General features: G+C 75.3%; 25 protein-coding genes. 7 read left to right on the forward strand and 18 right to left on the reverse strand.

Going from position 1 to position 25,835, the window contains the following annotated elements; genetic code table 11:
* Window positions 1–133: 133 nt before the first annotated feature.
* From MUU72_RS05100 to MUU72_RS05150, 11 genes are all read right to left on the reverse strand, one after another.
* Window positions 134–1,927, reverse strand: a complete 1,794-nt coding sequence (locus tag MUU72_RS05100) for an ABC transporter ATP-binding protein (RefSeq protein ID WP_248011899.1) — start codon at window positions 1,925–1,927, stop codon at window positions 134–136.
* Window positions 1,924–3,690 (reverse strand): ABC transporter ATP-binding protein/permease, encoded by a 1,767-nt coding sequence (locus MUU72_RS05105; protein WP_248011900.1) that lies wholly within the window; start codon window positions 3,688–3,690, stop codon window positions 1,924–1,926. The genes MUU72_RS05100 and MUU72_RS05105 overlap by 4 nt, the downstream gene beginning before the upstream one ends.
* Window positions 3,687–5,009 carry a nitroreductase family protein gene (locus MUU72_RS05110; RefSeq protein ID WP_248011901.1) on the reverse strand — a complete coding sequence of 441 codons (1,323 nt, stop codon included), beginning with the start codon at window positions 5,007–5,009 and terminating at the stop codon, window positions 3,687–3,689. The genes MUU72_RS05105 and MUU72_RS05110 overlap by 4 nt, the downstream gene beginning before the upstream one ends.
* Window positions 5,010–5,018: 9 nt before the next feature.
* A complete protein-coding gene (locus MUU72_RS05115; protein ID WP_248012068.1) occupies window positions 5,019–6,395 on the reverse strand; it encodes a YcaO-like family protein in 1,377 nt (458 codons plus the stop codon).
* Complete coding sequence (locus tag MUU72_RS05120) at window positions 6,386–7,894, reverse strand: CocE/NonD family hydrolase (RefSeq protein ID WP_248011902.1); 1,509 nt, start codon at window positions 7,892–7,894, stop codon at window positions 6,386–6,388. Before MUU72_RS05120 ends, MUU72_RS05115 begins: the two co-directional genes overlap by 10 nt.
* A complete protein-coding gene (locus tag MUU72_RS05125; RefSeq protein ID WP_248011903.1) occupies window positions 7,891–8,742 on the reverse strand; it encodes a hypothetical protein in 852 nt (283 codons plus the stop codon). The genes MUU72_RS05120 and MUU72_RS05125 overlap by 4 nt, the downstream gene beginning before the upstream one ends.
* Window positions 8,743–8,822: 80 nt before the next feature.
* Window positions 8,823–8,960, reverse strand: a complete 138-nt coding sequence (amiA, locus tag MUU72_RS05130) for a streptamidine family RiPP (protein ID WP_248011904.1) — start codon at window positions 8,958–8,960, stop codon at window positions 8,823–8,825.
* Window positions 8,961–9,038: 78 nt separating this feature from the next.
* Window positions 9,039–9,905: an ABC transporter ATP-binding protein gene (locus MUU72_RS05135; protein WP_372502988.1), complete on the reverse strand. Its 867-nt coding sequence runs from the start codon at window positions 9,903–9,905 to the stop codon at window positions 9,039–9,041.
* Between the two features lie 45 nt (window positions 9,906–9,950).
* Window positions 9,951–11,000, reverse strand: a complete 1,050-nt coding sequence (locus tag MUU72_RS05140; protein ID WP_248012069.1) for a FecCD family ABC transporter permease — start codon at window positions 10,998–11,000, stop codon at window positions 9,951–9,953.
* A gap of 5 nt (window positions 11,001–11,005) precedes the next feature.
* Window positions 11,006–12,001 (reverse strand): FecCD family ABC transporter permease, encoded by a 996-nt coding sequence (locus tag MUU72_RS05145; protein ID WP_372502989.1) that lies wholly within the window; start codon window positions 11,999–12,001, stop codon window positions 11,006–11,008.
* Entirely contained in the window at window positions 11,998–12,987 is a 990-nt protein-coding gene (locus tag MUU72_RS05150) for an ABC transporter substrate-binding protein (RefSeq protein WP_248011905.1), read from the reverse strand. Before MUU72_RS05150 ends, MUU72_RS05145 begins: the two co-directional genes overlap by 4 nt.
* An 89-nt stretch (window positions 12,988–13,076) precedes the next feature.
* On the opposite strand from MUU72_RS05150, the gene MUU72_RS05155 reads away from it, so the two are divergent.
* The gene (locus tag MUU72_RS05155) at window positions 13,077–14,312 is read left to right on the forward strand and encodes a hypothetical protein (protein WP_248011906.1); all 1,236 of its coding nucleotides are present in this window, start codon (window positions 13,077–13,079) and stop codon (window positions 14,310–14,312) included.
* Between the two features lie 310 nt (window positions 14,313–14,622).
* Window positions 14,623–15,171: a flavoprotein gene (locus tag MUU72_RS05160; protein WP_248011907.1), complete on the forward strand. Its 549-nt coding sequence runs from the start codon at window positions 14,623–14,625 to the stop codon at window positions 15,169–15,171.
* Between the two features lie 250 nt (window positions 15,172–15,421).
* Here MUU72_RS05160 and MUU72_RS05165 read toward each other — a convergent pair whose 3' ends face one another.
* Window positions 15,422–16,711 carry an NsdA family TPR-like regulatory protein gene (locus MUU72_RS05165; RefSeq protein ID WP_372502990.1) on the reverse strand — a complete coding sequence of 430 codons (1,290 nt, stop codon included), beginning with the start codon at window positions 16,709–16,711 and terminating at the stop codon, window positions 15,422–15,424.
* A 147-nt stretch (window positions 16,712–16,858) separates the two neighbouring features.
* Here MUU72_RS05165 and MUU72_RS05170 point away from each other — a divergent pair, with 147 nt between their 5' ends.
* The 5 genes from MUU72_RS05170 to MUU72_RS05190 all read left to right on the forward strand — a co-directional run bounded on the left by MUU72_RS05170 (window position 16,859) and on the right by MUU72_RS05190 (window position 20,781).
* Window positions 16,859–16,981 carry a lasso RiPP family leader peptide-containing protein gene (locus MUU72_RS05170; RefSeq protein ID WP_248011908.1) on the forward strand — a complete coding sequence of 41 codons (123 nt, stop codon included), beginning with the start codon at window positions 16,859–16,861 and terminating at the stop codon, window positions 16,979–16,981.
* Window positions 16,982–17,135: 154 nt separating this feature from the next.
* Window positions 17,136–18,974: an albusnodin/ikarugamycin family macrolactam cyclase gene (locus MUU72_RS05175; RefSeq protein WP_282503685.1), complete on the forward strand. Its 1,839-nt coding sequence runs from the start codon at window positions 17,136–17,138 to the stop codon at window positions 18,972–18,974.
* Window positions 18,958–19,263 carry a PqqD family protein gene (locus MUU72_RS05180; RefSeq protein WP_248011910.1) on the forward strand — a complete coding sequence of 102 codons (306 nt, stop codon included), beginning with the start codon at window positions 18,958–18,960 and terminating at the stop codon, window positions 19,261–19,263. The genes MUU72_RS05175 and MUU72_RS05180 overlap by 17 nt, the downstream gene beginning before the upstream one ends.
* Window positions 19,260–19,682, forward strand: coding sequence for a lasso peptide biosynthesis B2 protein (locus MUU72_RS05185; RefSeq protein WP_248011911.1), 423 nt, complete (start codon window positions 19,260–19,262; stop codon window positions 19,680–19,682). Before MUU72_RS05180 ends, MUU72_RS05185 begins: the two co-directional genes overlap by 4 nt.
* Window positions 19,683–19,770: 88 nt before the next feature.
* Window positions 19,771–20,781 carry a protein-L-isoaspartate O-methyltransferase family protein gene (locus MUU72_RS05190; RefSeq protein WP_248011912.1) on the forward strand — a complete coding sequence of 337 codons (1,011 nt, stop codon included), beginning with the start codon at window positions 19,771–19,773 and terminating at the stop codon, window positions 20,779–20,781.
* Between the two features lie 374 nt (window positions 20,782–21,155).
* Here MUU72_RS05190 and MUU72_RS05195 read toward each other — a convergent pair whose 3' ends face one another.
* The 6 genes from MUU72_RS05195 to MUU72_RS05220 all read right to left on the reverse strand — a co-directional run bounded on the left by MUU72_RS05195 (window position 21,156) and on the right by MUU72_RS05220 (window position 25,605).
* Window positions 21,156–21,905: a hypothetical protein gene (locus tag MUU72_RS05195; RefSeq protein ID WP_248011913.1), complete on the reverse strand. Its 750-nt coding sequence runs from the start codon at window positions 21,903–21,905 to the stop codon at window positions 21,156–21,158.
* Window positions 21,902–22,828, reverse strand: a complete 927-nt coding sequence (locus MUU72_RS05200) for an exonuclease/endonuclease/phosphatase family protein (RefSeq protein WP_248011914.1) — start codon at window positions 22,826–22,828, stop codon at window positions 21,902–21,904. Before MUU72_RS05200 ends, MUU72_RS05195 begins: the two co-directional genes overlap by 4 nt.
* On the reverse strand, window positions 22,828–23,277 hold the full coding sequence (locus tag MUU72_RS05205) for a hypothetical protein (RefSeq protein WP_248011915.1): 450 nt from the start codon (window positions 23,275–23,277) through the stop codon (window positions 22,828–22,830). Before MUU72_RS05205 ends, MUU72_RS05200 begins: the two co-directional genes overlap by 1 nt.
* A gap of 114 nt (window positions 23,278–23,391) precedes the next feature.
* Window positions 23,392–23,733: a hypothetical protein gene (locus MUU72_RS05210; RefSeq protein ID WP_248011916.1), complete on the reverse strand. Its 342-nt coding sequence runs from the start codon at window positions 23,731–23,733 to the stop codon at window positions 23,392–23,394.
* Window positions 23,730–24,164, reverse strand: coding sequence for an ATP-binding protein (locus MUU72_RS05215; protein WP_248011917.1), 435 nt, complete (start codon window positions 24,162–24,164; stop codon window positions 23,730–23,732). The genes MUU72_RS05210 and MUU72_RS05215 overlap by 4 nt, the downstream gene beginning before the upstream one ends.
* Window positions 24,165–24,390: 226 nt before the next feature.
* Entirely contained in the window at window positions 24,391–25,605 is a 1,215-nt protein-coding gene (locus tag MUU72_RS05220) for a transcriptional regulator (RefSeq protein WP_248011918.1), read from the reverse strand.
* Window positions 25,606–25,835: the final 230 nt, after the last annotated feature.

The following is a 25,835-nucleotide window of genomic DNA, read 5'->3' on the forward strand; positions in this document are numbered from 1 at the left end:
GAACTCGTCCCGGAGCGCTGCGGGGCCGGTGCCTGGCGCTCCGCGGTCCGTCGAGCGCGTCGTGCGGGCGATCGGGAACCCTGTTCTGTGTCGAGGGCGGGCGGGCTGGTGTGGTCCGGTGTGTCCCGTGCTGTCAGTGGTCCGTCCCGCCGTCGTTGTCCGGTCGCTGTGGTGGATCGTTGGTCAGGATGTCGGCCAGGGGGTTGTCCGGGTGGGTGGCCAGTGTCGCCCAGGGGCCGTCGGCGATGATGCGGCCGGCGGAGAGCACCGCGATGCGGTCCGCGCGGCGGAGGGTGGCCGGGCGGTGGGCGATGATCAGGGTTGCCCGGGTGTGTGCGCCGGCAGCCAGGGCGCGGGCCAGTTCGGCGTCGCCCTGGGTGTCCAGGTGGGCTGTGGTCTCGTCCAGGACCAGGATCCGGGGGGCGGTGAGCAGGGCGCGGGCCAGGGCGATCCGGGCGCGCTGGCCGCCCGAGAGGGTGGCGCCGCGTTCGCCGACCGGGGTGGCGTAGCCGTGCGGCAGTGCGGCGGCGATGCGGTCCACACCGCACAGCGAGGCCACCGCCTGGACCCGTTCGTCCGGGGCGTCGGGGGCGGCCAGGCGCAGATTGTCGCCGAGAGTGCCGTGGAAGAGGGGGGCTTCCTGGCCGACCACCGCGACGGCCCGGCGGAGTTCGGGTTCGGCCAGGTCGCGCAGGTCCACGGGGTCGCCGGTGGCGGGGAGCAGCGCGACGGTGCCGGTGGTGGGGTCCCAGAAGCGGGCGAGGAGGTGGGCGCAGGTGGACTTGCCGGAGCCGGAGACGCCGGCGAGGGCGACGGTTTCACCGGGGTGGATGGTGAGGGTGAGGTCGTTGAGGACGGGGGCGTCACCGTAGCCGAAGTGAACGCGGTCCAGGCGCGCCCCGAGGCGGCCCGCAGGGAGCGGCCGGGGCGTACGGGGTGGCGGGGCGCCGGCGGGGGCGTGTGCCGCGGCGCCGACCCGGGTCGCGGCGGCGCGCAGCCCGGCGGCCTGCCCCAGGGCGGCGGCCGTGTCGGCGAGCGGCGCCAGGATGCCCAGGGCGAGGGTCATGGCGGCGGGGGCCCAGGCGCCGGGCAGCCCGCCGGTGGCGACGGCCCGGGCGGCGACCGCGACGGTGCCGGTGACCGCGCCGACCACCAGCAGGTCGCGGACCGCACCCGCGCCCGCCTCCCAGGTCTGCTCGGCGCGCTGCGCGGCGCCGAGCCGGCGGCCACGCTCGCGCAACCGCTCCCGGCGCCGCCCCAGGGCGTTGAACGCGAGCAGTTCGCGCAGCCCGTCCACCGTCTCGACGGCGTCGGCGGAGAGTTCCGCGGCCGCTGCCCGGGTGCGGGCGCCCCGGGCGGCCCGGCCGCGGCCGTCGACGAGCGGGACGGCGGCGAGCAGCGCGGCGGCGGGCAGGACGGCGGCCAGGAGCCAGGGCAGCAGCGCGGCGAGCACCGCCGCACCCGCCGCGAACAGCAGCGCGGAAGCGGCGAGTTGGGCCACCGCGTGGGCGTAGAAGAACTCCAGGGCCTCGACGTCGCCGAGGGCCGCGGCGGCCAGGTCCCCACTGCGGCGGCCGGCGATCCGGGCCGGGGCGCTGCGGGCCAGGCCGTCGAAGACCCGGATCCGCAGGGCCGCCAGCACCCGGTACGCGAGGTCGTGGGAGAGGTCCATCTCGCGCCAGGTGGCAAGGGCCCGCAGCGCGACCAGACCCGCCAGCAGCGCCACGGCCGCCGGGGACGGGGCGCGGTGGGAGAGGACGGCGGTGCCGACCGTGTGCGCGGCCAGGGTCACCAGGGCGACGAGGGCGGCCTGATCGGCGAGCGCGGCGGCGAAGGTCCGGACCGTCATGGCGCGATGGCCGGCCAGGACGGGCAGCAGGGCGCGCAGGGCGCCCCGGGTGGCGCCCGGGGTGGTGGAGAGCGTCATGCGGCGGATTCCTCGGGGGCGGGAGCGGTGGCGGGGCGGTCCTCGTCGGCGGCGACCAGACGGGCGTAGAGCCCGCCGGCCGCGAGCAGACCGGCGTGGTCGCCGACGGCGTCGACCCGGCCGCCGTCCAGCACCACGATCCGGTCGGCGTGCCGTACGGACGACAGCCGGTGGGCGACGATCAGGCAGGTGCGGCCCCGGGCGGCGGCCAGCAGGGCGGCGCCGATCCGGGCCTGGCGACGCTCGTCGACGGCGCTGGTGGCCTCGTCCAGGACGAGCACGGGCGCGTCGGCGAGCAGCGCGCGGGCCAGCGCGAGGCGCTGCCGCTGTCCGCCGGAGAGGGTCGCGCCGCGTTCGCCGATGACGCTGTCGTAGCCGTCCGGCAGCCGGGCGATCTCCTCGTGGACGCCGGCGGTGCGGGCGGCGGCGCGGAGTTCGGCGTCGGTGGCGCCGGGGCGCGCCAGCCGCAGGTTGTCGGCGACCGTGCCGTGGAAGAGGTACGTCTCCTGGGAGACCACGGCGATGCCCTGCCGCAGCGCGTCCAGCGCGAGGTCGCGGGCGTCGGTGCCGTTGAGCAGCACCCGGCCGTCCTCGGGGTCGTACCGGCGCAGCAGGGTGCCCAGCAGGGTGGACTTGCCGGCACCGGACGGGCCGACGATCGCGGTGGTGCGGCCCGCCCCGGCGGTGAAACAGACCCCGTCGAGGGCGGGCCGGGTGGTCCCGGGGTGGCGGTAGGTGACGTGGTCGAAGCGGATCGCCGGGGCGCTGTCCCACCGCGGCCGGTGCCGGCCGGTGTCGGCGACGCCGCCTTCGGCGGTGCGCAGCCGGGTCAGGCCGTCGGCCGCAGAGACCCCGAGGTAGCCGGCGTGCCACTCACGGGAGAGGTCGCGCACCGGGCGGAAGCACTCCGACGCCAGCAACAGCAGCAGGTACGTACCGGTCGCGGCGGTCCGCCCGGAGGCCGCAGACCAGCACGCGACCAGGGTGGCGGCGACCGTACCGCCCTGGACGGCGAGGTCGGTCAGGCCGGTGTCGATCAGGGAGACCCGCAGTTTGGCGACGGTGGCCCGGTGCAGCTCCCCCGAGGCGCGCTCCAGCCGGGCGCGGGTGCGGCCGACCGCCCCGGCCGCCCGCAGGGCCGGCATGCCCTGGAGCGCCTCCAGGTAGTCGGCGGCCAGCTCCTCGTACGCGCCCCAGTGCCGGGCCCCGCGGCGGGCCAGCAGCCGGTCCCACCAGCGGGGCACGAACACGGCCAGCACCAGCGCCGGGGCGAGGACCGCCCCGGCGCGCGGCTCGGCGGCGGTCACCGCGGCCAGCAGGACGAGCGGGACCACACAGGTGACGGCGGCCTGCGGCAGATAGCGGGAGACGTACGCGTCCACGCCCTCCACCCCGTCGACCAGCGTGGCCCGCACCGCCCCGGACCGGGCCGCCGGGTCCGGGCCGCCGGGCGCCCCGCCGGTGCGGCCGAGCCGCTCCAGGAGGGTGTCGCGCAGCTCGACGCGGACCCGGGACCCGGCCCGGACGGCGAGGTCCCGCTGCCCGCGGACCAGCACCGCCCGCAGCAGGACGGCGCCGAGGACCGCGCCGAGCAGCGCCGGGAGGTGCGGGGAGCCGCCGCGGGCGAGCGCGGCCAGGGCGTGCGCGAGCAGTACCGCTTGGCCGAGGTGGGTGGCGGTGACGGCGGCCAGCAGGGCGGTCGCGCCCACCAGCGGGCCGCGGGCGGCCCGGGCGGCGCGCAGGAGTTCGGGGTGGAGCATCATGACGGGTTGTCGCCTCCTTGGTGCGGCGGGCCGGGACGGCCCAGTGCCAGGCCGTGCACCACCACGTCGCGGCCGGCCGGGCCGCCCAGCGCCGCGCCGAGATCGGCGCCCTGCCAGGAGCCGACCGGCCGGGTGCGCAGGCCCAGCGCGGCGGCGGTGAGCAGGGCGAAGCCGGCCGCGTAGCCGGCGGTGAGGTGGGCGGCGCGGACCGTCGCCGGGGCCGCGCCGGCCGGACAGCCGTAGGCCAGCAGCACCGCGCCGGTGGTGGCGAGCCACGTCTGGCCGGCGGCCCACAGCGCCAGGGTGGGCCGGGCGTCACCGGTGGCCAGCACGCCGAGCCGCCCGTCGCCGCGCAGCTCCCGCAGCGCCGGCCGGGGTCCGCCGGTGGCGGCGCACCACGACAGCGCGGCGGGGAGGGCGTCGCGGGCGGCGGTGAGCACGGCGGCCAGTTCACCGTCGCCGGGGACGACGGGGAAGCCGGGCGGGGCGCTGCGCCGGGCCGCCAGCAGGCCGTCGGGGAACCCGGGCGAGGTGACGGGGTGCCAGCGGGCCCTGGAGCCGGGGGCGTGGGTGAGGGCCGTCAACACCCGTTCGGTGAAGGTCGTTCGGGGCATCGTCAGGTCGGGCGGCGGGGGCGCGGCCCAGCGTTCCAGGGCGTCGGGCGGGACGCCGGGGGTCAGGCGGACGGCGGCCAGCGGGTGGGCCCGGTCGGTGCGGGTCAGGCCGGCGGCCCGGGCGAGGAGCGCCCCGTCCGCGTCCAGGCACACCGCGTGCGCGCCGGCCAGTGCCAGAGCCGCGGCGGCGTGCCCGGCGTCCAGGAGCAGCAGCGGCCAGCCGCGGTGCCCGTAGTGCGCGGTGGTGCGGTGGGCGGTGACGGTGAGGACGGCGAGGACGCCGGGTGGGGCGGTGCGCGGTGCCCGGGCGTACCGGCGCAGCCGGTGGGCGAGCGGATCGTAGCGGTAGCGGCCCGGGGGCAGCGGTCCGCCGGGGCCGGCCAGGAGGCGGGCGGCCACGGGGTGCAGCGCACCGGCGGAGGGCACCGGGCGCAGCCGCCCGGCGCGGGAGTCCGCGGCGGCCAGGGAGAGCCGCAGGGTCCGGTCCAGGGACGGCGGGACCGGTACGGGTGGACCGGCGGACGGGCCGGGCGCCGGGGCGGGCCGCGGTCCGGGGGTTTCCGGGCGCGGGGTCTTGGCGGAACGGGCCCGGGCGAGCGCGGCGGCCACCAGGGCGGCGGGGCCGTACCCGGCGGCCGCCGGGGAGGCCGGGGCGGCCGGGGCCGGGCGGGCGATGGCCGGGGGGTCGGACGGGGACGTGGTCATCGGGAGGGCTCACATATGGGGAGGGGGCGCGAGGGTGAAGTCGCCGGGCCGGGCCGGCGGACGGGTCCGCCAGCCGCGGGCCAGGGCCGCGTCGGCGAAGCGCGGGCAGCCGAAGTAGCCGAAGGCGGCGGGGGCGTTGGGGATCAGGCCGGACACCAGGACGCGCGCCACCCGCAGGGCGGTCTGGGCGACATCCCCGGTGGTCAGGTCGAAGGTGAGGACCCGGTGGCCGCATGCGGCCAGCCGTCTCTCCAGCGCCGCCCGGCTGCCGGGCGCCACCGCGCCGACCGGGACGACGCCGAGCGCGGGCGCGGTGAAGCGTTCCGCCAGCGGCGCGGTGCGCGGGTCGAGCCACACCTGGACGTGCGCGCCGAGGTCCCGGACGTGCCCGAACTCCGGCCCGCACGCGTCGAGATAGCGGCGATCGGCCCGGTGGTCCAGATAGAGGCCGGGGGCCAGCAGGCCCGCCTCGACGGCCCCGAAGACCCAGCCGTCGGCGTCCACGACGCCCTGCGTGAAGACCCAGGTGTGCACGGCTTCCAGCACGGCCTTGCGGGCGGCCTCCGCCGGGTCGTACCGGCAGGCGAAACCGGCCGCGTACAGGCCGCGTCGGGGGTCGTGCACCAGCGCCGCCATGCACGGTGCGAACTCCGACGGCAGCTCCACGATCCACACGTCGAGGCCGCAGCCCGCCAGGTCGCGGCCGAGTCCGGGGACGCTGGCCGGGTCGATGCCCCGGGTGGGGCCGTCGAGGTGCCACCACAGCTCCAGCGCGTCCCGCTCGACGACTTCCAGGAGGCCGCGCTCGACGGCGTCCGCCAGGCCCTGCCCGGTGGCGATCCCGGCGTAGTTGAGGTGGTGGGTGCGGGGGAGGTCGCGCAGCGCGCCCTGGCGCCAGTTGAGGTGGGTGAGGGCGACCGGCGCCCAGCACTCGTCGCCGTCCTCGGTGCCGCGCGCCCACAGGGCGGGGGTGTCGGCGTCGAACGGCCGGTAGGGGAAGCCGGGCCGGCCGTACTGCCAGTCGGCGTACCGGGGCAGCTCGCCGGGCCCGTACAACCGCCGCCCCTCGGCGGCCAGTTCGGCGGCGGTGGCGCGGCGCGGGGCGCCGGGGTGGCCGGCGGGCGGGAGGCGGTTGCCGCAGTAGCGTTCGACGGCCTCGGCGATCGCGGCGGTGCGGGCGCCGTCCGGATCACCGAACGTGGTTCCCAGGGAGACCCGGTCGGCGGGCCAGGCACCGAACCGGCGGGCGTCGGAGACCTCCGCGGTCATGGCGGTGTAGCGGGGCGGGGCGCCGGCGGGATGGGCCACAGGGGCGACGGCGCGGATCAGTCCGCAGACCGGGTCGACGAGCGCGTCGAGGGGCAGCGGCGGGGTGTTCAACGGGATATCTCCTGTACGGGGTCGACGCCTCGGGTCCGGCCGGTGTGCAGTACCAGGGCGCTGCCGGTGAGCCGCACGGACCGGCGGGAGGCGCGCAGCCGGGTGGCGGTCACCGGGTCCTCGCCGGTGTGCGGCTGGCGGACGTGGGCGGGGAAGTGGTGGCCGGCGACCTCGACGCGCAGCCGGGTACCGGCGGGCAGCCGGCGGGCCGGCCGGCCCAGCGGGACGGTGAACTCCGCGGAGGTGCCGGGCGGATCGGCGCGCCGGACGACGCCGAGCGCCAGCGGCTCGGCCCGGCCGTCCGGCGCGAGCGCGGCCACCCGCACCGCCCAGTCTGCGGGGGCCGCGTCCGCGACCGCGGTCAGCCGCGCCTCGGCCGGGCCGAGCAGGTCCAGCGGCCGGGGCAGCGGCGGGGTGACCAGCAGGCACCGGTCGGGCGGGCCGGCGGCCGGTACGTCGAGGGTGTCGGAGCGCACCGGGCGCACCGGGTCGGCGGTGAAGTCCGGGCCCCGCAGCGGCCGCAGCCCGTCCCGGGCCCCGAAGCGCCACACCTGCGGCGCGGTCCGTTCACCCGGCCGGAACCACAGGTCGCTGCCGGCCAGCGCGATCGCCCCGCGCGGACCGGGGAACAGCCGGCCGTCGAGCGCGGCGCGGGCGAAGCGGACGTAGAGCGTGCCGAGCGCGAGGCGGTGCGCGGGACGGGCCCCCGGGCCGGGCTCGGCGGTCAGGCCGTGGCCCCAGGGGCCGGTCAGCAGGCGGGCCGGGCCGCCCCACGCCTGCCACAGGCAGTGGGTGTCGTCCGCGAACGGGTCCCGGCTCCCGGCGACGGCGAGCAGCGGCACGGCGGCGCGGCCGGCGGTCCGCAGCAGCGTGCCCGGGCGTTCGGCGTCCCACACCCCGCGCCAGGACGGCAGCGCGCGGCCGAGGCGGACGGGCAGCGCCGCGACCGGGAGATGAGCGAGCAGTTCCGGGTCGGCGGCCAGGGCGCGCCCGAGGGCGTCGGGGTCGGAGTCGGACCGGTCGCCGTGCGCCGCCCACCAGCCGGCCCGGGCCAGCAGCCGCTCCGGGCCGTGCGGTTCGCGGGCCGCCTCGGCGGGCCCGAGCGCGGGCACGGCGGCGATCACCGCGTCCGGGCGGCCACCGGGGCCGCCGCCGGTGGCGGTGGCGGTGGCGAGCGCGCAGTGCGCGGCGTACGAGCTGCCGGCGGTGACGATCCGGCCGTCGCTCCACTCCTGGGCGCGCAGGAACCGCAGGGTCGCGGCGCCGTCCGCGGCCTCCCCGTGGAACGGCCGCCACCGGCCCTCCGAGCCGTGCCGGCCGCGGACGTCCTGGACGGCGGCGGCGAATCCGTGCGCCGCCCATGCGCGGAGTTCGGCGCGGTGGGCGTGCCGGTCGTAGGGCGTGCGGATCAGGACGGCCGGGTGCCGGCCGGGCCGGTCCGGGAGGCGGAGGTCGGTGGCCAGGCGGACGCCGTCATCCATGGGGACGAGGACGGTGGCGGTCATCGGCCCGTCCGGTCGAGCAGCGGCGCGACCTCCGGCACCGGGAGGACCGGGTGCCCGGTCACCGTCAGATCGCGCAGGTCCAGGCGGCGCAACCGGCGGCGTACGGGCAGCGGCCCGCGGCCCGGGGTGCCGGCGGCCCAGGCGAGCAGATCGGCGGTGAGCAGCGCGGCGATCAGCGCGGCGGCGGCCGCGGTGACCGGCGGCCCGGAGTCGGGCGTGCGGTGACCGGCCCAGTACGCCGCCAGTTCGCGGTACGCGGGTGTGGCGGCCAGGCGGCGCAGCCGGACGTGGCCGGAGGTGACATCGCCGGGCCGGTCGGCCAGCGGCTCCAGCCAGACCTGGGCGCCCTCGCGATGGCAGCGCAGCCAGGCGGTGCGGTGCCGGGGCAGGAGGTCGGCGTCGTCCCACAGTCCTTCCGGCACCGGGGAGGTCAGACACCACACGACCGCCGTGGTGTCCGGCCGATGCGTGCCGTGGGGCAGCCGGGCGATCTCCTCGGCGCCGATCGGGCGGGCGGTGCCGCCCTCGGCGCGCACCAGCCGGCCGAGCGGTGTGGTCAGCGCCGGGTCGCCGAGCAGCAGCACGGTCCGTCCGGCGAGCCGCCCGGGCCGCTCCGGCGGGTCCGTCCCGGCGTGGCCGGCGTCCTCGAACGCCCTGAGCAGCGCGTCGAGCCGAGGGTCCGGGACGGCCGGCTCCGGCTGCCCGGTCAGCGCGCCGATCAGCCGCTCGGGGGCGGTCCGCGCGGTGTCGACCCGCAGGAATTCGCCTTCGGCGGTACGGACGGCCAGTCCGCGGCCGGGGGTGGTGACGAGGCTGACGCCGGGGAGGAGCTGGGGACCGCTGGCCACGGGGAGTCTCCTGGAGAGTCGGGGCAGGGGGACGGGACGGGCCCGTCCGGACGGGTGCCGGACGGGCCCGCTGCGGTGCCTTACTGGTCGGCGTCGGTGCCGGCCGCGGGCGCCTCCTCGTCGAAGGGGTTCTCGACGAGGGCGTTGGAGTGCGTGGCGGAGAGGTGGGCGAGCTGGCCCGGGTCGGCGATCGGGGTGAACACCTTGTGCTGCTCCATGAGTTGATCCTCCGTCAGTAGGGATGTGGCAGCGGCGGAAGTGCCGGTGCACGCCACCCACAGTAATGAAAATGATTGTCATTTTTCAATTGGTTTTCCTTCAGGGAGAGGGTGATCCAGGTAACACACCGGCCACCCCCCTTCCGGGTCCCGGCCCACCCGGCCCGCCACCCCCAGCGCGTCCGCCAGCAGCCCCGGCGTCACCACCGCCTCCGGGGCGCCGTCGGCCACCACCACGCCGTCCCGCAGCGCCACGATCCGGTCCGCGAAGCGCGCCGCCTGCCCGATGTCGTGCAGCACCATGACGACGGTCAGCCCGCGCTCCGCGCGCAGCCGCACCACCGTCGCCATCACCTCCAACTGGTGCCGGGGGTCCAGGTAGGTCGTCGGCTCGTCCAGCAGCAGCGCCCGGGTGTCCTGCGCCAGCGCCATCGCCAGCCGCACCCGCTGCCGCTCACCGCCCGACAGCGCCTCCACCGGCCGGTCCGCCCACTCCGCCACCCCCGCGTCCGCCATCGCCCGGGCACACACCGGGTCCTCGCCGTCCCGCAGCATCCCCAGCGGCCCCCGGACCGCGTACCGCCCTTGCCGCACGATCTGACGCACCGTCATACCTGGTACGGCGGGCGCGGACTGGTGCAGCAGCGCGATCCGGCGCGCGGTCGCCCGGCGCGACAGCCCGGCCACCACCGCCCCGTCCAGCAGCACCCGGCCGGCCGCGGGCCGCAGCAGTCCGGCGCACAACCGCAGCAGGGTGCTCTTCCCGCAGCCGTTCAGTCCGACGAGCGCGACCAGCTCACCGCCGGCCACCGCCAGATCGACACCCCGCAGCACCTCACGCCCCGGATAGCCGAACCGCAGCCCTTCGACCCGGATGCCGCCGGGCCGCACGGCCCCCGTCGCCGCGCCGCCGCCCGCTCGCACACCGGTCTCCGCCGTCGTCATGTCCCTCCAACTCACCATGTCTCCCGATGTCGTTCGTCGCTGCCCTCACCGGTCCGCGCCGCCGGACCGACGGGCCACGACCAGCAGCAGGAGCGCCCCGCACCCAGTGGTGAGGGCACCCGCCGGCACCACCAGCCGGTCGGTGGCCGTCAGCGCCGCCAGCGCCCGGGACAGCCACTGCGCCACCGCGTCCGCCCAGCCGACCACCGTCGCACCCAGCAGCGCGGCCCCCGGCAGGGCGGTCCGCAACTCCGCGCCCAGCACCGCGAAGGCCAGATGCGGTACGAGCAGCCCGACGAACCCCAGCGCCCCCACGGCCGGCACCGCACCGGCGGTCAGCGCCACCGCGCACACCAGCGCCGCGGCCCGGGCCCGGCCGGTGGCCAGCCCGGCCGCCGCGGCCTGCTCCTGACCGCAGCGCAACAGCGTCAGCGGCCCGGCCAGCAGCCAGGCGAGCACCGCCCACACCAGCGTCCAGGGCCACAGCAGATTCCAGTGCGCCCAGACCCGGCCCTCGGTGGAGCCGACCAGCCACTGCACCACACTGCCCAGTTCACCCGGCGCCACCAGCAACACCACCGCGGTCAGCCCGGACAGCACGGCCGAGGCCAGCACCCCGTACACCGCCGCCCGCGCCGGATCGCCCTGGTCCCGCCCGGCCAGCAGCCACAGCAGTCCGGCCCCGGCGAACCCGCCGGCTGCGGCGGCGGCCACCACGGCCGCCGGATGCTCCCAGCCCGCCAGTCCGAGCCCGGTCGCGGCCACCGCGCCGAGCACCGCGCCCGGCGTGACACCGGTGACCTCCGGCCCGGCCAGCGGATTGCGCAGCGCCGACTGGAGCACCGTCCCGGCCAGGCCCAGCGCCGCACCCGCCACCGGCGCCACCAGGGCGCGCGGCAGCCGGAGTTGCAGTACCACGTGCCGGGCCCGGGCGTCCCCGCCACCGCTCAGCACCTCCCACACCTCCGGCGCGCCCAGTGCCCGCCCGGCGACCAGCCCGGCCAACCCGGCAGCCACGACGAGAACGCCCAGCACCCCCAGGACCGCGGCCACGGGCACCCGTCGCGTCCGCACCGCGCAGGCGGCCCGCACCACCACGCTCACCGGACCGCCCCCGTCCGGCGCCGCCCGGAGCGCAGCAGCACCACGCCGGCCGGCACCCCCAGCAGCGCCGTCCAGGCACCCACCGGCGTCTCCACCGGTGCCAGCGCGAGCCGGGCCGGCAGGTCGGCCAGCAGCACCGTGACCGCGCCGAGCAGCGCGGCCCCCGGAAGCCAGCCGACGGCGGTCCCGGCCGGCCACAGCCGCCGGGCCAGGTGCGGCGCCAGGAAGCCCACCCACGCCACCGGCCCGCACACTGCGACGACCGGGGCGATCAGCACCGCGGCCAGCGCCAGCGCCGCCATCCGGGCCTGGCGCACCCGCACCCCCAGGGCCCGTGCGTCGTCGTCGCCCAGCCGCAGCACGGACAGCACCGGCGCGCACAACACCAGCGCGGGCAGCGCCACCAGCGCCCAGGGCGCCAGGCCGGCCACGTCGTCCCAGGTGCGGGCGGACAGACTGCCCAGCAGATAGCGGTAGACGATCTGGAGGTCCAGCTGGTCGGCGAGCACCATCAGGACCAGCAGCGCCGCCTGGAGGGCGGCGGTCACCGCAGCACCCGTCAGCAGCACCGCCGACGGGCTCCGCCCCAGCCCGCCGGCCACCAGCGTCAGCGACCCGCCGACCACCGCCCCGGCCAGCGCGGTGAGCGGCGCCAGGGCGGCCGGCAGCGGCAGTGCCAGGACGAGCGGCGCCGCCACGCCCAGCGCCGCGCCCGAGGACACCCCGAGCAGCTCCGGAACGGCCAGCGGATTGCGCAGCGCCTCCTGGAGCACCAGCCCGGCAGCGCCCAGACAGGCACCGGCCACCAGTGCCAACACCAGTCTGGGCAGCCTCAGTTCACCGACCACCACGGCGGCCAGTCCGTCCCCGCCCAGCACCCCGGGCAGCGCCCCCGGCTCGACGGCCGGCGTGCCCAGGCACAGCGCCGCCACCGCACCGGCCGCCAGCACCCCCGCCACGATCCCCGTCAGGACCCCTGCGCGCCCGGTCACCGCAGCGCGGCCGTGGCCTCGTCGAGGACGATCCCCAGCGACCGGGTGCCCCGGCCCTTGGCCCACACCTCGGGATCGACCTCGATCACCTTGCCGTTGCGCACGGCCGGGATCCGCGCCCACAGCGGATTGCGGGCCAGCCGGTCCGACAGCCGTTGGCCGGGCCCGCCGGCCGCCAGTGACTCGACGAACAGCACGTCCACATGGCGCGCCAGGATCTCCTCCATGCTGTACGTCCCGTCAACGCCCCGGCTCCGCCACGGATACCGGACGATCTTCGGCAGCAGGCCGGCGGTGACGTCGGTGCCCGGCGTGGCGACGCCGAAGTTCTCCGCGGTCCCGAACATCACCAGCGCGGTCCGGCCGCTCGGCGCGCGTTCGGCCGCGGCCAGCTTCTTCCGGAAGGCCCGCTCGGCCCGTTCGCCCTCCTCGGTGCGTCCGGTGAGCGCGGCGAGGTTCCGCAGATAGCCGACGCTGTCCTGCCACGACTCCGGCTCCACCGGCCAGAAGGCCGTGGCGCCCTTCAGCGCCGGGGCCAGCTTGCCGTGGGTGTCCTTCAGCCCGATGACGAGATCCGGCCTGAACGACAGGATCGCCTCGGCCTCGGGGCTGAGGAACCCGCCCGGAACGGACGGGATCTTCGCGGCCTCCGCCCGGCCCAGGAACTTCTCGTGCGCCAGCAGCCGGGAGGTGCTCGCCACCGGCCGCATCCCCAGCTCGGCCAGCATGTCGTCGCACAGGGCGACCAGGCAGACCACCCGCTTCGGCGGCGACGGTGTGCGGACGGTGACGCCCTTTCCGTCCGTCACCGTCCGGGCCGGGGCGAGGGGCCGGACGGCCACCGATGTCCGGCCCCCGCGCCCGTCCCCCGGCCCGTCGTTCCCGGAGGCGCCGTCACCGGCCGCGCCCCCGCATCCCGCCAACGTGCCGCCCATCACCACGGCCACCGCCAGGCGGCGGACGACGCACAGCGCTCTGCGTCCCATGTCACTCCACTCTTCCGCAGGCGAACCCACAACCAATCATCAACATGATAATCATTATCAACCGCCTGCCTCACGCTTCCGGAGACCACATGCCCCCGACCCCCCGCCTGCTCGTCGCCGACCACGTCGCCGGTTCCCTCCGCGTCCTCAACCTCCCTGACGGCTCGCAGAGTTCAGCGCTGACCGGACGACACCTCGCCGAACACGCCGGTTTCCTCGTCCTCCCCGGCGCCCGCGCCGCGTTCGTCGACGACCGCGCCGGCGAACTGGTGGTCCTCGATCCCTACGGCCCCGACGCGGGCCGCCCCCTGACCGAAGCGACGGTCCCGGTCGCCGTCCCGGCCGAACACCTCGCCGCCGACCCCACCGGCCGCCGCCTCGCCGTCACCACCGGCCTCGGCCGCAACCACCGGCCCTGGTCCGACCTCCTGACCGCCATCGACCTGCACGCCCCCGGCCACCCCGACGCCGTACGCATCCGCACCCGCCCCGGCGAACCCGGCGTCACCGTCCTCGGCACCGACGACCCCCTGGTCGTCCTCCGCCACCGCGAACCAGGGCAGTTCACCGCCTACCGCCACACCGCCCTGATGGCCGCCGCCCCCTCCTGCCCGCCCACCGCCCCGCACACCACCCTGCCGCTGGCCGATGACGACGCCCACGGCGACGCCCACGACCCGCACACCGAGCGGCTCTTCGCCGCCGCCGGCTCCGGCGTGCACCGCGCCCGCCACCGCGCCGGGCGCCTCGTCCCGGAATCGCCGCTCCCCTGGGGCGGCCCCGGCCGCGGCTACTACCTGCGCCTGGACCCCGTACGCAGGCTCCTCTGGTCCGGCGTCCGCAGCGGCCCGCCGCACCCCGGACGCTGGCCCGACTGGGACAACCACGCCTGGTGGCATCACCTCGACACCGGACGCACCGGCCGCGTACCGCTCGGCCCCGGCCTGGTCTTCCGCCTCGCCGTCGCCGCCCGCCACGTGGCCTACGCCCGCGTCCACCCCGACGGCGACGAACTGATCCTCCTGGCGCCCGGCCCGGGCCCCGATCCCCGTATCGCCGCGCGGATCCCGCTGCCCCCGATGGCCGGCGCGCCCCGCCCCGGCGACACCCCCTGGGACGGCGTGCAGCGCCGCGCCCTCGCAGCCTCCCCGGCCTCCTCCCTGATCGCGGTCACCCGCGGCGGCCACGGCGAGATCGAACTCCTCGACGCCGACCACCCCCACCACCGCACCACCCTGACCGTCCCCACCCCCCTGGAGGAGGGAGGCCACCTCGCGCTGCTCTGCCCGGACGACCCTGCCTGCGGCGACCCGGTCGGGCGCTGAACCCCCTGCACAGCAGACGCGTTGCGCCCTGCGGCCCGGCGGGCGGTGGCCGGCGCGACGGGGAAGAGGAGCGGCGGCTCCACGACCGGGAGGAGGACGGGGCCGAGGGCGTAACGTGCCCTGCCGCGGCGCCGGTCCGTTCACCAGGCGCGGCGCGATGCCCGCACGCGACGCCCGTAGCGGGCCGGCGAGTTCCCGTCGCCCGCCGCATGGCGTCTTTTGGAACATACCCGCCGAGGACCCGGCGGGTGAGCGCTCCGCCCCCGATTCCACACGGCCCGGGGGCGGTTGCCTGTGGTGGGATGGGAGTATGACGCGCCCTGTGCTGTATCTGTTCGGGTCCGCCGCACCGCCCGTCCACGAGTTCCCCGCCGTGGTGCGACGCGCGCAGGCTGAGGGGTTCGATGTGTGTGTGGGCCTGACGCCCACTGCCGCCAGCTGGCTTGGCGGAGAGGTCGCCAGTCTGGCCGAGGCGACCGGCCGCCCTGTGCGATCCGAGTACAAGATGCCAGGAGAGCCAGATGTGTGGCCGAAGGCAGATGCGATCTTGGTCGCCCCCGCCACCTTCAACACCCTGAACCACTGGGCGCTCGGGCTCACTCACCACTTCATCGTCGGTGTGGTCGCCGAAGGCATCGGCAAGGCCATCCCCACGGTGACAATGCCGTGCGTGAACGCTGCCTACGTACAGCATCCGCAGTTCGACCAGTCCATCACCACCTTGAGCACGTCCGGTGTGAAGGTGCTGTACGGACCAGGTGGCTTCGAACCGAACCAGCCGGGCGAGCGCCGTGCGGAGGGGTACCCCTGGCATCTCGCATTCGCCGCGGTTGAACAGGCTGTCAGAGGCGAGTCGTAGACTCCGCGCCATGGCGACTACCTGTGTCCCCGACGCAACCGCCGAGGCCAACGCGCGGATCCGCGCGTTCATGGCCGCCCGCGCCGGTCGGCCGCCGTGGCCCGAGGAGCAGGCCGTGGAGGAGTAGAGAGTCGCCTTACCGTGCTCTCCGAAGGCGCCGACCCCGCAAGGGCGGCGCCCGCGCCCCCGCACTCAGGCCGGCGGGAACGGGAGTGATAGACCTCGACGATTTCTCGCAGCGCGGAGCGGTCTAAGACTCTGCCCTGGCGCTGATGCGGGCGCGGAGTTCCCGAGCGGCCGGCGCGTCGTGGGCGCTGGGCAGGCGGGCGGTGATGTTGGTCAGACCGTCTTGGATGCGGACCGACTGCACGCCTTCGGCGCAGTCGAGGAACTCGTTCCAGGTGGCCAGGGCAGTCTCTGTGTTGCCGCGCTTGAGCTGCACGTGGCCAAGGTCGGCCAGGACGATGGCCCGCGTGCGTTTGCGGTCCAGACCGTGGATGTCGAGAGCAAGGTGGAGGTGCTCCTCGGCGGCCGCGAGGTCGCCGAGCCGGGCGTGGATCATGCCGGATTCGTGCGCCCACCGGCCGTGGCTGTAGTGGCTCGCCCAGGACTGCCCCGGCGGCGCCGGCGCGTGCTCGATCGCGGCCTGGGCGGAGGTGAGGAGCTTCGCCGCGGTGGCGTGGTCGCCGTCGGCAGCTGCCGCGCGGGCCAGCGTGTTGCGGTAGTACGCGAGCGCCTTGGGGTTCGTCAGCTTCCGGCCGCGCTGCTCGCACGCCTCGGCGAGTCGTACGGCGGTGGGGATGTGACCGAGGTCGATGGCTTGGTCTGCCAGCCCGCGCAGGGCGGTCGCGGCAAGTTCGTTCTCGTCGGCTTCTGCGGCGAGTCGGTAGCTGTGCAGGTGGTACTTCTGGCTCAGGCCCTGGTCGCCCTCGTCGCGGGCCATCCAGCCGATCAGGTGCACCAGTTCGCTGGTGGCGGCGAACAGCTCCCGGCCGGTCTTCTCGGTGTAGCGGCCGTCCAGCCACCGCTTGACGTCCACGGTCAGGTAGCGGACCGCGAGGTGGCGGGCGTGTCCGCCTCCCAGTTCGGAGGCGGCGTCTCCGAGGGTCGTGGTCATCGTGCGGACCGCGGCGACTTCACCTCTGCCGACCGCGGCGGGGCCGGTCCGGTTTGCGCGGCGGGTGACGGCCTCGGCGTCGGGCAGGTCGAGGGCAGCCAGGCCCACAGCTGCGGATGCCGCAAGGAACTGCCGTCGGTCCAGTCGGTCCACGTCGGTGCCTCCCAAGCGCATGACTGAGGTCACGGTATCGGCGAACTGCGGTCCGGTGTCCTCGGACAGATCAAGGTGCAGCACCTGTTCGATGTACGGCAACCACTCCGTGGGCACTCGGCGCCCGGTCTCCCATCGGTAGACCTGCTGCCGGTCGAGGAACCCCACCTTCCCCCAGCGCGCCACTGACAGCTCGTCCGCGAGCCGTTGCTGGCTGCACCTGGGGCGCCGTGCTTCGCGTGCCGCGCGGATGCGCTTCCCGATCGTCATGTGTCAGCCGATCATCCGTCGTGCAGGTTCACAACTGGCCTACAGCTGGCCCACATTCTGGCAGCTCCCCACGCTGCGCGTCTGCGCGTTCACTGGTTGTCGTAGCCCGGTGGGCAGCCACCGGGCGGTGAGCGAAGGGAATTCGTCATGAAGGACACCACCGAGGTCTACGAAGCGCCCGTCGTGCTGGATGCCGGTGACATCGTCGAGGTGACGCTGGGCACCGAGAACTTCGACACCGCCGACGACACCCAGTACAAGAACGCCTGACCCGCGAACGGCCTGGGCCCGGCGGCGGAATCGAGTGCCACGCCCTGACCCCGGCAAGGAGGTGCCGGGCCTGCTTCGTTCCCGTGCTGGGGCACGGGGCGGACGGCCCGGCGCCTTCGCCTTTCGACACGTATGGAGAAGGGAGAGGGCACCGATGAGGTGGAGCGCGGGGTGGTACGGGGCCGCCGGGAGCGACCGGCGGCCCGCCGGAGGCCGGGCCGTGCCCGGCCTGGACAGCACGTGGACGTCCGGGTGGCCCGCCGCCCGGATCACCGCGGTGGGAGACGAGTGGACGGCGCTGGCGGTGGTCGGCGAGTGCGGCGCCGACGAGGCCCAGCTCCGGGATGCGCTGCCGGTGGTACGGGCGAAGGGCTGGCGGGCGCTGACGCGCTGGCCCGGCTCGTACCTCGTCGTCGCCCGCAGCGGCGAGACATCGGCGGTGATCGGGGACCTGGCCGGGCAGCACCCGGTGTACTACCGGACCGATGCGGCCGGCACGTGGTGGGCGACGGCCGCGTCCGCGCTCGCCGCGCTGTACGGCGCCCCCGTCGACGTGACCGCGCTCGCCGCCCATCTCGCCTTCGGGCAGCCCGACGTGCTGGCCGGCCGGAGCCTGTTCCGGGACGTGCGCCGGGTGCCCGGCGGGCATCTGCTGCTGCTCGGTCCGGGCGGGGCGGCGGTGGAGCGGTACGAGCCGGTCTCCTCCCCGCGGGTGGACCTGCGCGCACAGGCGCCGGTGGTGCGGGCCGCGCTCGCCGAGGCGGTCGCCGCCCGGATCGACGGCCGGCCGGTCAGCGCGGACCTGGCGGGGCTGGACTCCACCACGCTCGCGTGCCTGGCCGCCCAGCGCGGGCCGGTGACCGCGGTGACGTTCGCCGACGAGCGCCTGCGTGACGACGACCTCGCGTACGCGGTCCGCACCGCGGCCGCCGTGCCGGGGCTCAGCCACCATACGGCCCCCGGCGCTCCGGACACCGTGTACTACGCGGGCCTTGGCGGCCTGTCGGCCCTGCCCGTGACCGACGCCCCGAACGCGTACGTGGTGACCGCGTCCATCAAGCGGGCCGTCCTGGACACGGTCGCCGAGAACACCCCGGGCCCGGGAGTGCACTTCACCGGCGCGGCCGGCGACGCCGTCCTGTCCGCCCCCTCCTCCTACCTCGCGGACCTGCTGCGCGAACGGCGCCACCGCCGGGCCTTGCAGCACGCCCTCGCCCACGCCCGGCTGCGGCACACCTCCGCCTTCCACATCCTCGGCCGCGTCCGCCCGGCCTCCAAGGTCGACCTGGCCGGCGCCTGGTGGCAGACGGCCGCCGAACTGCGCGGGCCCGCGCGGGACTGGATTCCCCAGGCCCAGCGCCCGCTCGCCTGGACGCCGCTGCTGGCCTCGGCGGACTGGATGACCCACGGCACCCGGCTGATGCTCGCCTCCGCCCTGAACGAGGCCGCGGGCGCGCTCACCGACGCGCCGGCCCGGCTGGCCGAGTGGTCCGACCGGCAGGCACTCGCGCGGGTCGGCGCGGACACTGCCGGGTGGAGGGCGCTCGCGCTCGCCGGGCACGGCATCGAGGTGGCCGCCCCGTTCCTGGACAACGAGGTGATCCGGGCCTGCCTCACCGTGCCCGCCGACCAGCGCGGCGCCCCCGGCGCCTACAAGCCGCTGCTGGACGCTGCGTTCGCCGGCAGCCGGGTGCTGCCCGGCTTCGTGCTGGCCCGTACGACGAAGGGTGGGTTCAACGCCCTCGCGTACGCGGGCCTGCGCGACAACGCTCCTGTCCTGCGCGACCTGCTCGGGGCGTCGTCGAAGCTGGCCGCGCTCGGGCTGGTCACCCAGCAGCCGGTCGCCGACGCGCTCGCTCGGGCCGCGGCCGGGCAGCCCACCGCCCAGGGCGCCCTGCACCTGGTCGTGGCCGCCGAGGTGTGGCTTCGGCAGCACGCCGCCGCCCCGGCGGCGTGGTGGGAGGAGGTGGGCGGCCGTGTGGCGGCTGCGTGAGGGCACCCATCCCGTGCTCACCGACGAGGGCGGCGCGATCCTCAGCGAGCAGACCGGGCGCTGGGCCTACCTGACGCCGACCGCGTCGGCCGCGGTGATGCTCCTGCTCGCCTCCACCAGCAAGAAGGAGGCCATCGGCCAGTACGCCGCCCGGTACGGCATCGACGCTGTGCAGGCCGCCACCGACGTCCGCACGGTCGCCGAGGCGCTGGCCGCACAGGGCCTCGCCCTGGGCGGCCAGGCGCCGGCCCGGACGCGCCGCCGCCGGTGGAAGGGGTGGCGGTCGTGAGCAGCGTGGAGGCGTACTCCACCGTCCGCACCGGCACATATACCGAGCGGCTGGCCGCCACGGCCGGGCTCGCGCTCGCCCTGGTGCTGCTGCGGCTGCCGTTCCGGCACACGGTCCGGGCCACCCGTCTCGCCCGCCGCCTGGGCCGGCGCGAGCTGGGCGCAGCCCGGGCTGAGGCCCTCGTTGGCGCCGTCCGGCACACCGCCCGCTGGTGGCCGGGCCGGGCCGCCTGCATGGAGACCTCCCTCGGGGCCGTACTCGCCGCCGCCCTGCTCGGCCGCCGCCTCGACTGGCACCTGGGGGCCCGGTTCGCGCCGCCGCCGGTCGAGTACCACGCCTGGGCCGAACTGCCCGGCCACGGCCCCGTCGGCGAGTACACCGCCGCCGGATGGCACCACCACACCGCCCTGACGATCTGACCCCGCCGCCGAGCCACCGGGCGCGTGTCCTTTACCCGCCCGGAGCAGTTGCCCGTATACGAGTGCCCGTCCTCGAAGGAGTGAACCTGTGACCGCCGTCGCCGACGCCGCCCAGGCCGTCCCCGAACGCCACTACACCCACCACGACGGCCGCGGCGCCACCCCGCACCGCTCCAACCCGGCCGTCATCCACCGCGAGCTCACCACCCTCGACGTCCAGGCGGGCATGAACGTCGTCGAGTTCGGCACCGGCTCCGGCTACTCCGGCGCCCTGCTCGCCGAACTCGTCGGCCCCACCGGCCACGTGACCAGCCTCGACATCGACGCCTACCTCGTGCGCTGGGCCAACCTCATCCACCATGAGCGCGGCCTCGACCACATCCGCTGCCACGTCGCCGACGGCACCGCCGGCTTCGCGGGCAAGGCGCCGTATGACCGGATGGTGGCCTGGTGCACCCCGCCGCTGCTGCCGAAGGCGTGGGCGGACCAGGTCGCCGACGGCGGCCTGATCGTCGCCCCGCTGCCGATCGCGACCGTCCCCAACATGACGGTGATCGCCAAGATCCGCGTGAGCGGCGGCGAGCCGGTCGTGGAGGCGGTGTTCACCGGCGGGTACATCGAGGCGACCGGATCCCCGAAGGACAACCTCGACCTGCCCGGCCGATGGGTGGACTGGGAGAACCGCACGCCGGCCCCCTCGTGGATCTCCATCGCCTGGCGCGAGCGCGACGACCGCCTCCACACCGGAGCCCGCACCGCGCTCGCCCGCCTGCTCAAGGACGCCCACACCGAGCCGTACGACGGGGACGAGCTCGACTGGCCGTCCTGGCGGACCTTCGCCGCCGTCCAGGCCGACCCGCAGCTGACCATGGCGGGCCTGAGCCCGGACCTGTGGGCCATCGGGCACTCCACCGCGACGACGGCCGCCGTCCTCCAGCAGGACGGGACAATCCTCGCCGACCGATCCGACTCCCCGTCCCTCTCCGTCCTGCGCAACTGGCTGATCGCCTGGGAGACCGCCGGCCGCCCCACCCCCGAGAGTTACACTCCGGCCCTTGTACCCGGCGCGGAAGGCTGGGATCTGCTCTTGGCCCGATGACATCCCAAACGCCCTGGCCGTCGCTCACAGAGGGCGATAGCCGGGGCGTTTTCTATCCGAGCTGGGCAGGCCGAGGGGCCCCCGAACCGCGATGGGCGCCGGCCGCCGGGCCTGCCGGTCTACGGAAGTCCCGGCTGCGGGGCCTTGGACGCTGGCGTCGCTACATCAGCCCGTGCCTTCGGGGGTGATGGCAAGGCCCCCCGCCGCAGTGGACGCACCTCTGGCTCTTCTGGCTGTCATCCTGGTCGCGGTCCTGCTTGTCGTTCCCCATGCGGATCTCCTGCCTGTGGCGTGGGTTGGTAGGTGGTGATGGCTGGTGCCCGCCCCGGTAGTCCGTCCTCACCGTAGGGGTGCCGGGGCGGGGCCGGGACCGCTCAGGGCTGCTGGCCGGTGTGGGCGGTGAGCTGGTGGAGGTCCACCGGGGTGACCTCCCGGAGGCTCACGACCTCGCGCATCGCCAAGACCCAGCGGAAGCGGGGGTCGTCGTACCCGACGAACGTCAACTCCTTCTCGTCGTCGGGGATGAGCGGCTGGAGGGTGGTGCGGTCGTGGACGATGCCGGCCACTCCCCAGGGCATGACATCGCCGACCAGGGCGGCGACGTGCCCCTTGCGCAGCTCGGGGCACTGCTCCACGGCCTCCAGCGCGCACACCTCGTGGACGGGTGGCATGACGGTCAGCTCGCCCTCGGAGATTGGGCGCCCGTCGGCGGAGGCCATCACGAACAGCGTGCGCTCATCGGATCGTGTCCCGCAGGTGTGCCCGCCGCAGACCTGGCACAGCTGGTGACTCATGGCCTGCCGCTGCCGGAGCGGGTGCACCTTCCGGAGCAGCGGCCGGCCACCCCCGCGGACAGCGGCCATCCGGACCCACAGTGCGCCGGCCCGGCGGTCGACGGGGCTGTCCTCGTCGGCGTAGCCGATGCCCTCGCCGCCAATCCCGCGCCGCCGCTCGATGGCGCCCGGCTTCTTGCCCTCTCCGTCCCAGGGCGTGATGAACGGCACGTGGAAGTCGTGCCAGTGGAACTGGCGGGGTACTCTGCCCTGTTCGTGCGGGAGGCGGATGGCGGGTGAGGGCTGCGGGGAGAAGGCGATGGCCTTATCGGCCTGCTGGGCCGCGGTCATGCGGCTGCCGCCGCGGGCGCGGTGTCGGACAGGGCTTCGCGGAGGCGGTTGAGGCTGAAGGTGGCCATCACCGGGCAGTGGTCGGAGACCACCTGGACCTCGGGGATGTCGATGACGCGCAGGTCGATCAGCGCCGCGGCGATCTGCGGAGTGGCGTAGATCCGGTCGATGCGCTGCATCCCGCCTTGGTCGGTCCGCCAGAGCGAGGAGGTCGGGTTGAGAGCGCCCGCTACGCCCAGGCTCGCGGCGTGCTGTCCCAGCTCGGTGAAGATGGGCGGGCGGCCGTGGTGGGTGCCGGCCAGGATCCGGTCGGGGCGGGTGTCCGAGACCCGCTTGCCGCCCCGGTCCACGGTGCGGTGCTCAAAGTGCGTCCGGTCCTGCACGGTGGCCCAGTCCGGCAGCGAAGATGCCTCATCCTCAAAGTGCACGTAGCTGTTGAAATCGCCTCCGAGCAAGGTCTCCATCCCCGGCTTCCCCAAGGTCGTCAGCCGCTTCGCCTCGGTCACACGCAGGTCCGGGTCGAAGGAGCAGAGGTGGACCGAGGCCAGGCTCAGAGCCTTCGAGGCCCCCTTGAGGCGCACGACCGGGTTGCAGATCGGATGCCACATGCCGGTCACGTGCTCGAAGAACTGGACCGGCTCGAACAGAGCCATGTCAACGTAGACGCCGGTGGGGTTGGCGGACTCCGGCGTCGCGCTGGCCAGGAAGGGCATGTGTACGCCGAGGCGAACCGCCTCGGCGTACACGGCACGCATGCCGTACATGTTGGCGCGGGTCAGCTCCTGGCGCAGCAAGATGTGCGGCTGGAGGTCGGCGAGGATGCCCATGGCGAGGTGCCAGCGGTCCGTGGCACCGTCGCGCTCATGGCCGTTGTGTTCCAGGTTCCAGGTGACGACGCGGACCTGGTCATTGGCATTGATCATCAGCAGTCCTGTGGGTGGTGAGTAGGGCCAGCAGATCGCCAGCCGCAGGGGGGAGGAGGCTGCGGGCTCTTGGCCGCCTTCTCGATGAGGGCGGCCAGCTTCTCGGCGAGGGGCGGCGGCACCCGGCGGTTGACGTAGAGGCCGGCACGCGTCCGGCAGTTTCGGCACGGCAGCTGGGGAGCGAAGGAAGGCGCGCCTCGGATCGAGCCTCGGATCGTGCTGTCCAGCGCGTAGATCAGCGCCTCCAGCTCGCGCTCCGTTCCGAAATACGAGTAGTCGCACACCGCCTCGCAGTTGGCGTTGGAGAGCGTGTGCAGGAGGCGCATCGCATCGTGGCGCGGAATGGTGTCGATCCGAACTCCCGGGGCGCGCCCGGTGAGGTCCGCCTGGACCTCTACCTTCACCCCGATCCGGGTCAGGGCCCGGCGCAGCCGCCGCGCGGCGTTCACGGCTCGCTGCTGTTGCGGGTTCGCCGGCGTGGCGGCGGCGGCCAACCCGGCGACCGCGACGTAGGTCGACGCCGCCGACCTTGGCAGTGAGGGAGAAATGGTGGTCTCCGTGGGTCAGGAGTGATCGTGATCGAGCAGGTCGGTGGCGCGGTGCAGAGCTTGGAGGAGGCGGACAAGGTTCTGGGCCCGGCGCACGGTGTGCCCAGCGGGCGGTGGCCGCAGACACAGGCGCCGCGACGCCTCGCCGAGCGTGGCCTGGACGCGCGCAGCGATGTCCGGCGGGACCGGCACGCTGTGGGCCAGGGCCCGCAGGTCGCGCTCGGCGCGGCGCCCGTACTCGTCGAGCAGTTCCACGGCGTTCAGCGCCGTGCAGGTGTCCGGGGGAGCCTGCGGTTCCCACGCGAGGACCATGTCGCTCAACGAGAGGAACGCCATTTTGTCCGGCAGGGTGGTCATTCCTCCGCTCCATCCAGCGGCAGGGAGCACCGGACGGTGACCAGCGAGCTGCTGGTGTGCACCATCCAGGAGCCTCCTCGGCCCCGGGCGATGCCGTCCACGAGCGGCAGTCCGCGGCCGGACTCCGCGTCCCCGCTCGGCGTGCGAAGCGCGGGACGGCAAGACCCCGTGTGGCTGACCCGGAGTTCCAGGTTCCTGCCCACCACCTGGAGCCGCACGGTGATCTCCGGTCCGTGGACGTTGTGGACGATCGCGTTGCCGACCAGCTCGCTGACGACCAGGGCCACGTCGTCCGACATCGGCGTCAGCCCGTAGTAGCCCAGAGCCGCACGGACGCACTTACGCATATGGCGGACACGGGCCAGATCCGCCGACGGCGGGAGCTGCCCCGCGGGCCGCTCGGAGACGAGGAAGGCCGTTTCCATCAGCATGAGGTCGGGGCGAAGCATCCATGCCGGTCGTGCCAGCGCCGACTGGATCATGCGCGGGCCTCGATCAACCTGTCGGGCCCGGAGTTGATCTCCGCGATTGTCTTAACGCCCACCGGCGGCGGGCCGCTTACAGCCGCCGCCACGGACTTTCGCGCACGCTCGGTGTCCATGCGACGACCGTAGGGTGGTGCAGTGCGGAGCGGGGACACAGTTTGTGCCCCCTACCTCACCCGGCCAACAGTCCGATCTGCGCGGCAAGTTCAGAGGCGCGGCGTCGGCGATCAGGCGAGGCCGCTTCGGTCTCTTCCAGGACGATCCGACGCGCGTATCCGTTGTACCGGACCGTCTCGGGGGCGGCTTCGAACGCCTGCTTCAAGGTGGCGAGGGCCGCCTCCGGCTGCCTGTCGAGCTGGTAGCCACGGGCCTGCTCGATTCGATGGCGGGCCCGCCGTGGCCGGGACGGAATCGCTGAGGCTTCGGCCTTGGCCGCCTGCCGCACCGACTCCGTGCCCGACCGCAGCTCCACCGCGATGGTTACCGCATGGGCGCCCATGACCGCTCGGGAGAAACTGGTGACGGGGTGAAAGTAGTTCTTGGGGAGAGCCTTCGCTGTCTGGTCGGCCTTGTCCCAGTGCCGCCACGCGGTACCGGAATCCCCGCGCCGAGCTGCGGTGTAGCCAGCCTCGAACTGGAGGGCACCGGTGATCGCCCGGGTGGCGTCGCTGGCGTCCGCCAGCAGCGGTTCGAGGTACCGGAGAGCTGAGTAGGTCACCGAGTCTGCGGCGTCGAAGTGGGAGGGGCCGGCGTCGCGATGAGCCTGTGCGGTAAGCCAGGCGGCAACACCGATCGTGTGCGGGTCTTCCGATTCCTGGGCGGCCACTATGCCCCGCTCTGCCACCCTCCACAGCAACGCCGGCTCCGGTTGGTAGGCCAGGAAGAACTGGGCCAGGCTGTAAATTTCCGACAGGGTGGCCTGGGCTGCCCGTCGCTCTGGCCCCGAATCCGCTTGCTGGGCCGCGAGTTGAGCGTCTCCGATGAGGTCGGGGAGCAGCGCGCCCACCACCTCTCGGTGATTCGGGGCGGAATGCCGCGCCGCCCAGGCGTGTTCGAGCCTGGCCCGGATGTGCTCAGCCGGGGGGGCCGGCTGGTCGGCCGTGATGGGGAACTTGTCGATGGCATCCCGCACAGCGGCAAGTCGGGGGTGGCCGGGGCCGGTGAAGAGATCAACTCGCATGCTGTTGGTGCGCCCTGTGAGTTCGGAGAGGTCTCGGACCCGCAGCGCCTCGGCGATGCGGAGCATCAGATCCAGGCGGGGAGGCTGCAACTGGCCGTTCTCGACCCGCTTCACCCACGATGTCGACATGCCCACCAGCCCCGCGAGCACATCCCGTGTCATGCCGCGTCGCTGCCGCAGAATCTGCATTCTCTGCCCGAACGCCATGGGTGCTGCGTACGGGTCCGGGGTAGCATCGGTCATGGCCTTGCCCCTCTCTGAACAGCTCGACACTGCCAGGGTATGGGGCGGGGCCTATTTTGTGCGCGCGTTGTCAGCGATCGCCCGTAGGCTCCGCGCCATGGCGACTACCTGTGTCCCTGCCGCAACCGCCGAGGCCAACTCGCGGATCCGCGCGTTCATGGCCGCCCGCGCCGGTCGGCCGCCGTGGCCCGAGG

The organism is Streptomyces rhizoryzae (assembly GCF_023155275.1).
In the GTDB taxonomy this organism is placed as follows: domain Bacteria; phylum Actinomycetota; class Actinomycetes; order Streptomycetales; family Streptomycetaceae; genus Streptomyces; species Streptomyces rhizoryzae.

What these genes read in the sequence shown, in the direction of transcription:
- MUU72_RS05100 (WP_248011899.1), bottom strand. Translation starts at nt 1,927, where the DNA reads ATGACGCTCTCCACCACCCCGGGCGCCACCCGGGGCGCCCTGCGCGCC.
- MUU72_RS05105 (WP_248011900.1), bottom strand. Translation starts at nt 3,690, where the DNA reads ATGATGCTCCACCCCGAACTCCTGCGCGCCGCCCGGGCCGCCCGCGGC.
- MUU72_RS05110 (WP_248011901.1), bottom strand. Translation starts at nt 5,009, where the DNA reads ATGACCACGTCCCCGTCCGACCCCCCGGCCATCGCCCGCCCGGCCCCG.
- MUU72_RS05120 (WP_248011902.1), bottom strand. Translation starts at nt 7,894, where the DNA reads ATGACCGCCACCGTCCTCGTCCCCATGGATGACGGCGTCCGCCTGGCC.
- amiA (WP_248011904.1), bottom strand. Translation starts at nt 8,960, where the DNA reads ATGGAGCAGCACAAGGTGTTCACCCCGATCGCCGACCCGGGCCAGCTC.
- MUU72_RS05135 (WP_372502988.1), bottom strand. Translation starts at nt 9,905, where the DNA reads ATGACGACGGCGGAGACCGGTGTGCGAGCGGGCGGCGGCGCGGCGACG.
- MUU72_RS05150 (WP_248011905.1), bottom strand. Translation starts at nt 12,987, where the DNA reads ATGGGACGCAGAGCGCTGTGCGTCGTCCGCCGCCTGGCGGTGGCCGTG.
- MUU72_RS05155 (WP_248011906.1), top strand. Translation starts at nt 13,077, where the DNA reads ATGCCCCCGACCCCCCGCCTGCTCGTCGCCGACCACGTCGCCGGTTCC.
- MUU72_RS05160 (WP_248011907.1), top strand. Translation starts at nt 14,623, where the DNA reads ATGACGCGCCCTGTGCTGTATCTGTTCGGGTCCGCCGCACCGCCCGTC.
- MUU72_RS05165 (WP_372502990.1), bottom strand. Translation starts at nt 16,711, where the DNA reads ATGACGATCGGGAAGCGCATCCGCGCGGCACGCGAAGCACGGCGCCCC.
- MUU72_RS05170 (WP_248011908.1), top strand. Translation starts at nt 16,859, where the DNA reads ATGAAGGACACCACCGAGGTCTACGAAGCGCCCGTCGTGCTGGATGCC.
- MUU72_RS05175 (WP_282503685.1), top strand. Translation starts at nt 17,136, where the DNA reads ATGAGGTGGAGCGCGGGGTGGTACGGGGCCGCCGGGAGCGACCGGCGG.
- MUU72_RS05195 (WP_248011913.1), bottom strand. Translation starts at nt 21,905, where the DNA reads ATGACCGCGGCCCAGCAGGCCGATAAGGCCATCGCCTTCTCCCCGCAG.
- MUU72_RS05200 (WP_248011914.1), bottom strand. Translation starts at nt 22,828, where the DNA reads ATGATCAATGCCAATGACCAGGTCCGCGTCGTCACCTGGAACCTGGAA.
- MUU72_RS05210 (WP_248011916.1), bottom strand. Translation starts at nt 23,733, where the DNA reads ATGACCACCCTGCCGGACAAAATGGCGTTCCTCTCGTTGAGCGACATG.
- MUU72_RS05215 (WP_248011917.1), bottom strand. Translation starts at nt 24,164, where the DNA reads ATGCTGATGGAAACGGCCTTCCTCGTCTCCGAGCGGCCCGCGGGGCAG.
- MUU72_RS05220 (WP_248011918.1), bottom strand. Translation starts at nt 25,605, where the DNA reads ATGGCGTTCGGGCAGAGAATGCAGATTCTGCGGCAGCGACGCGGCATG.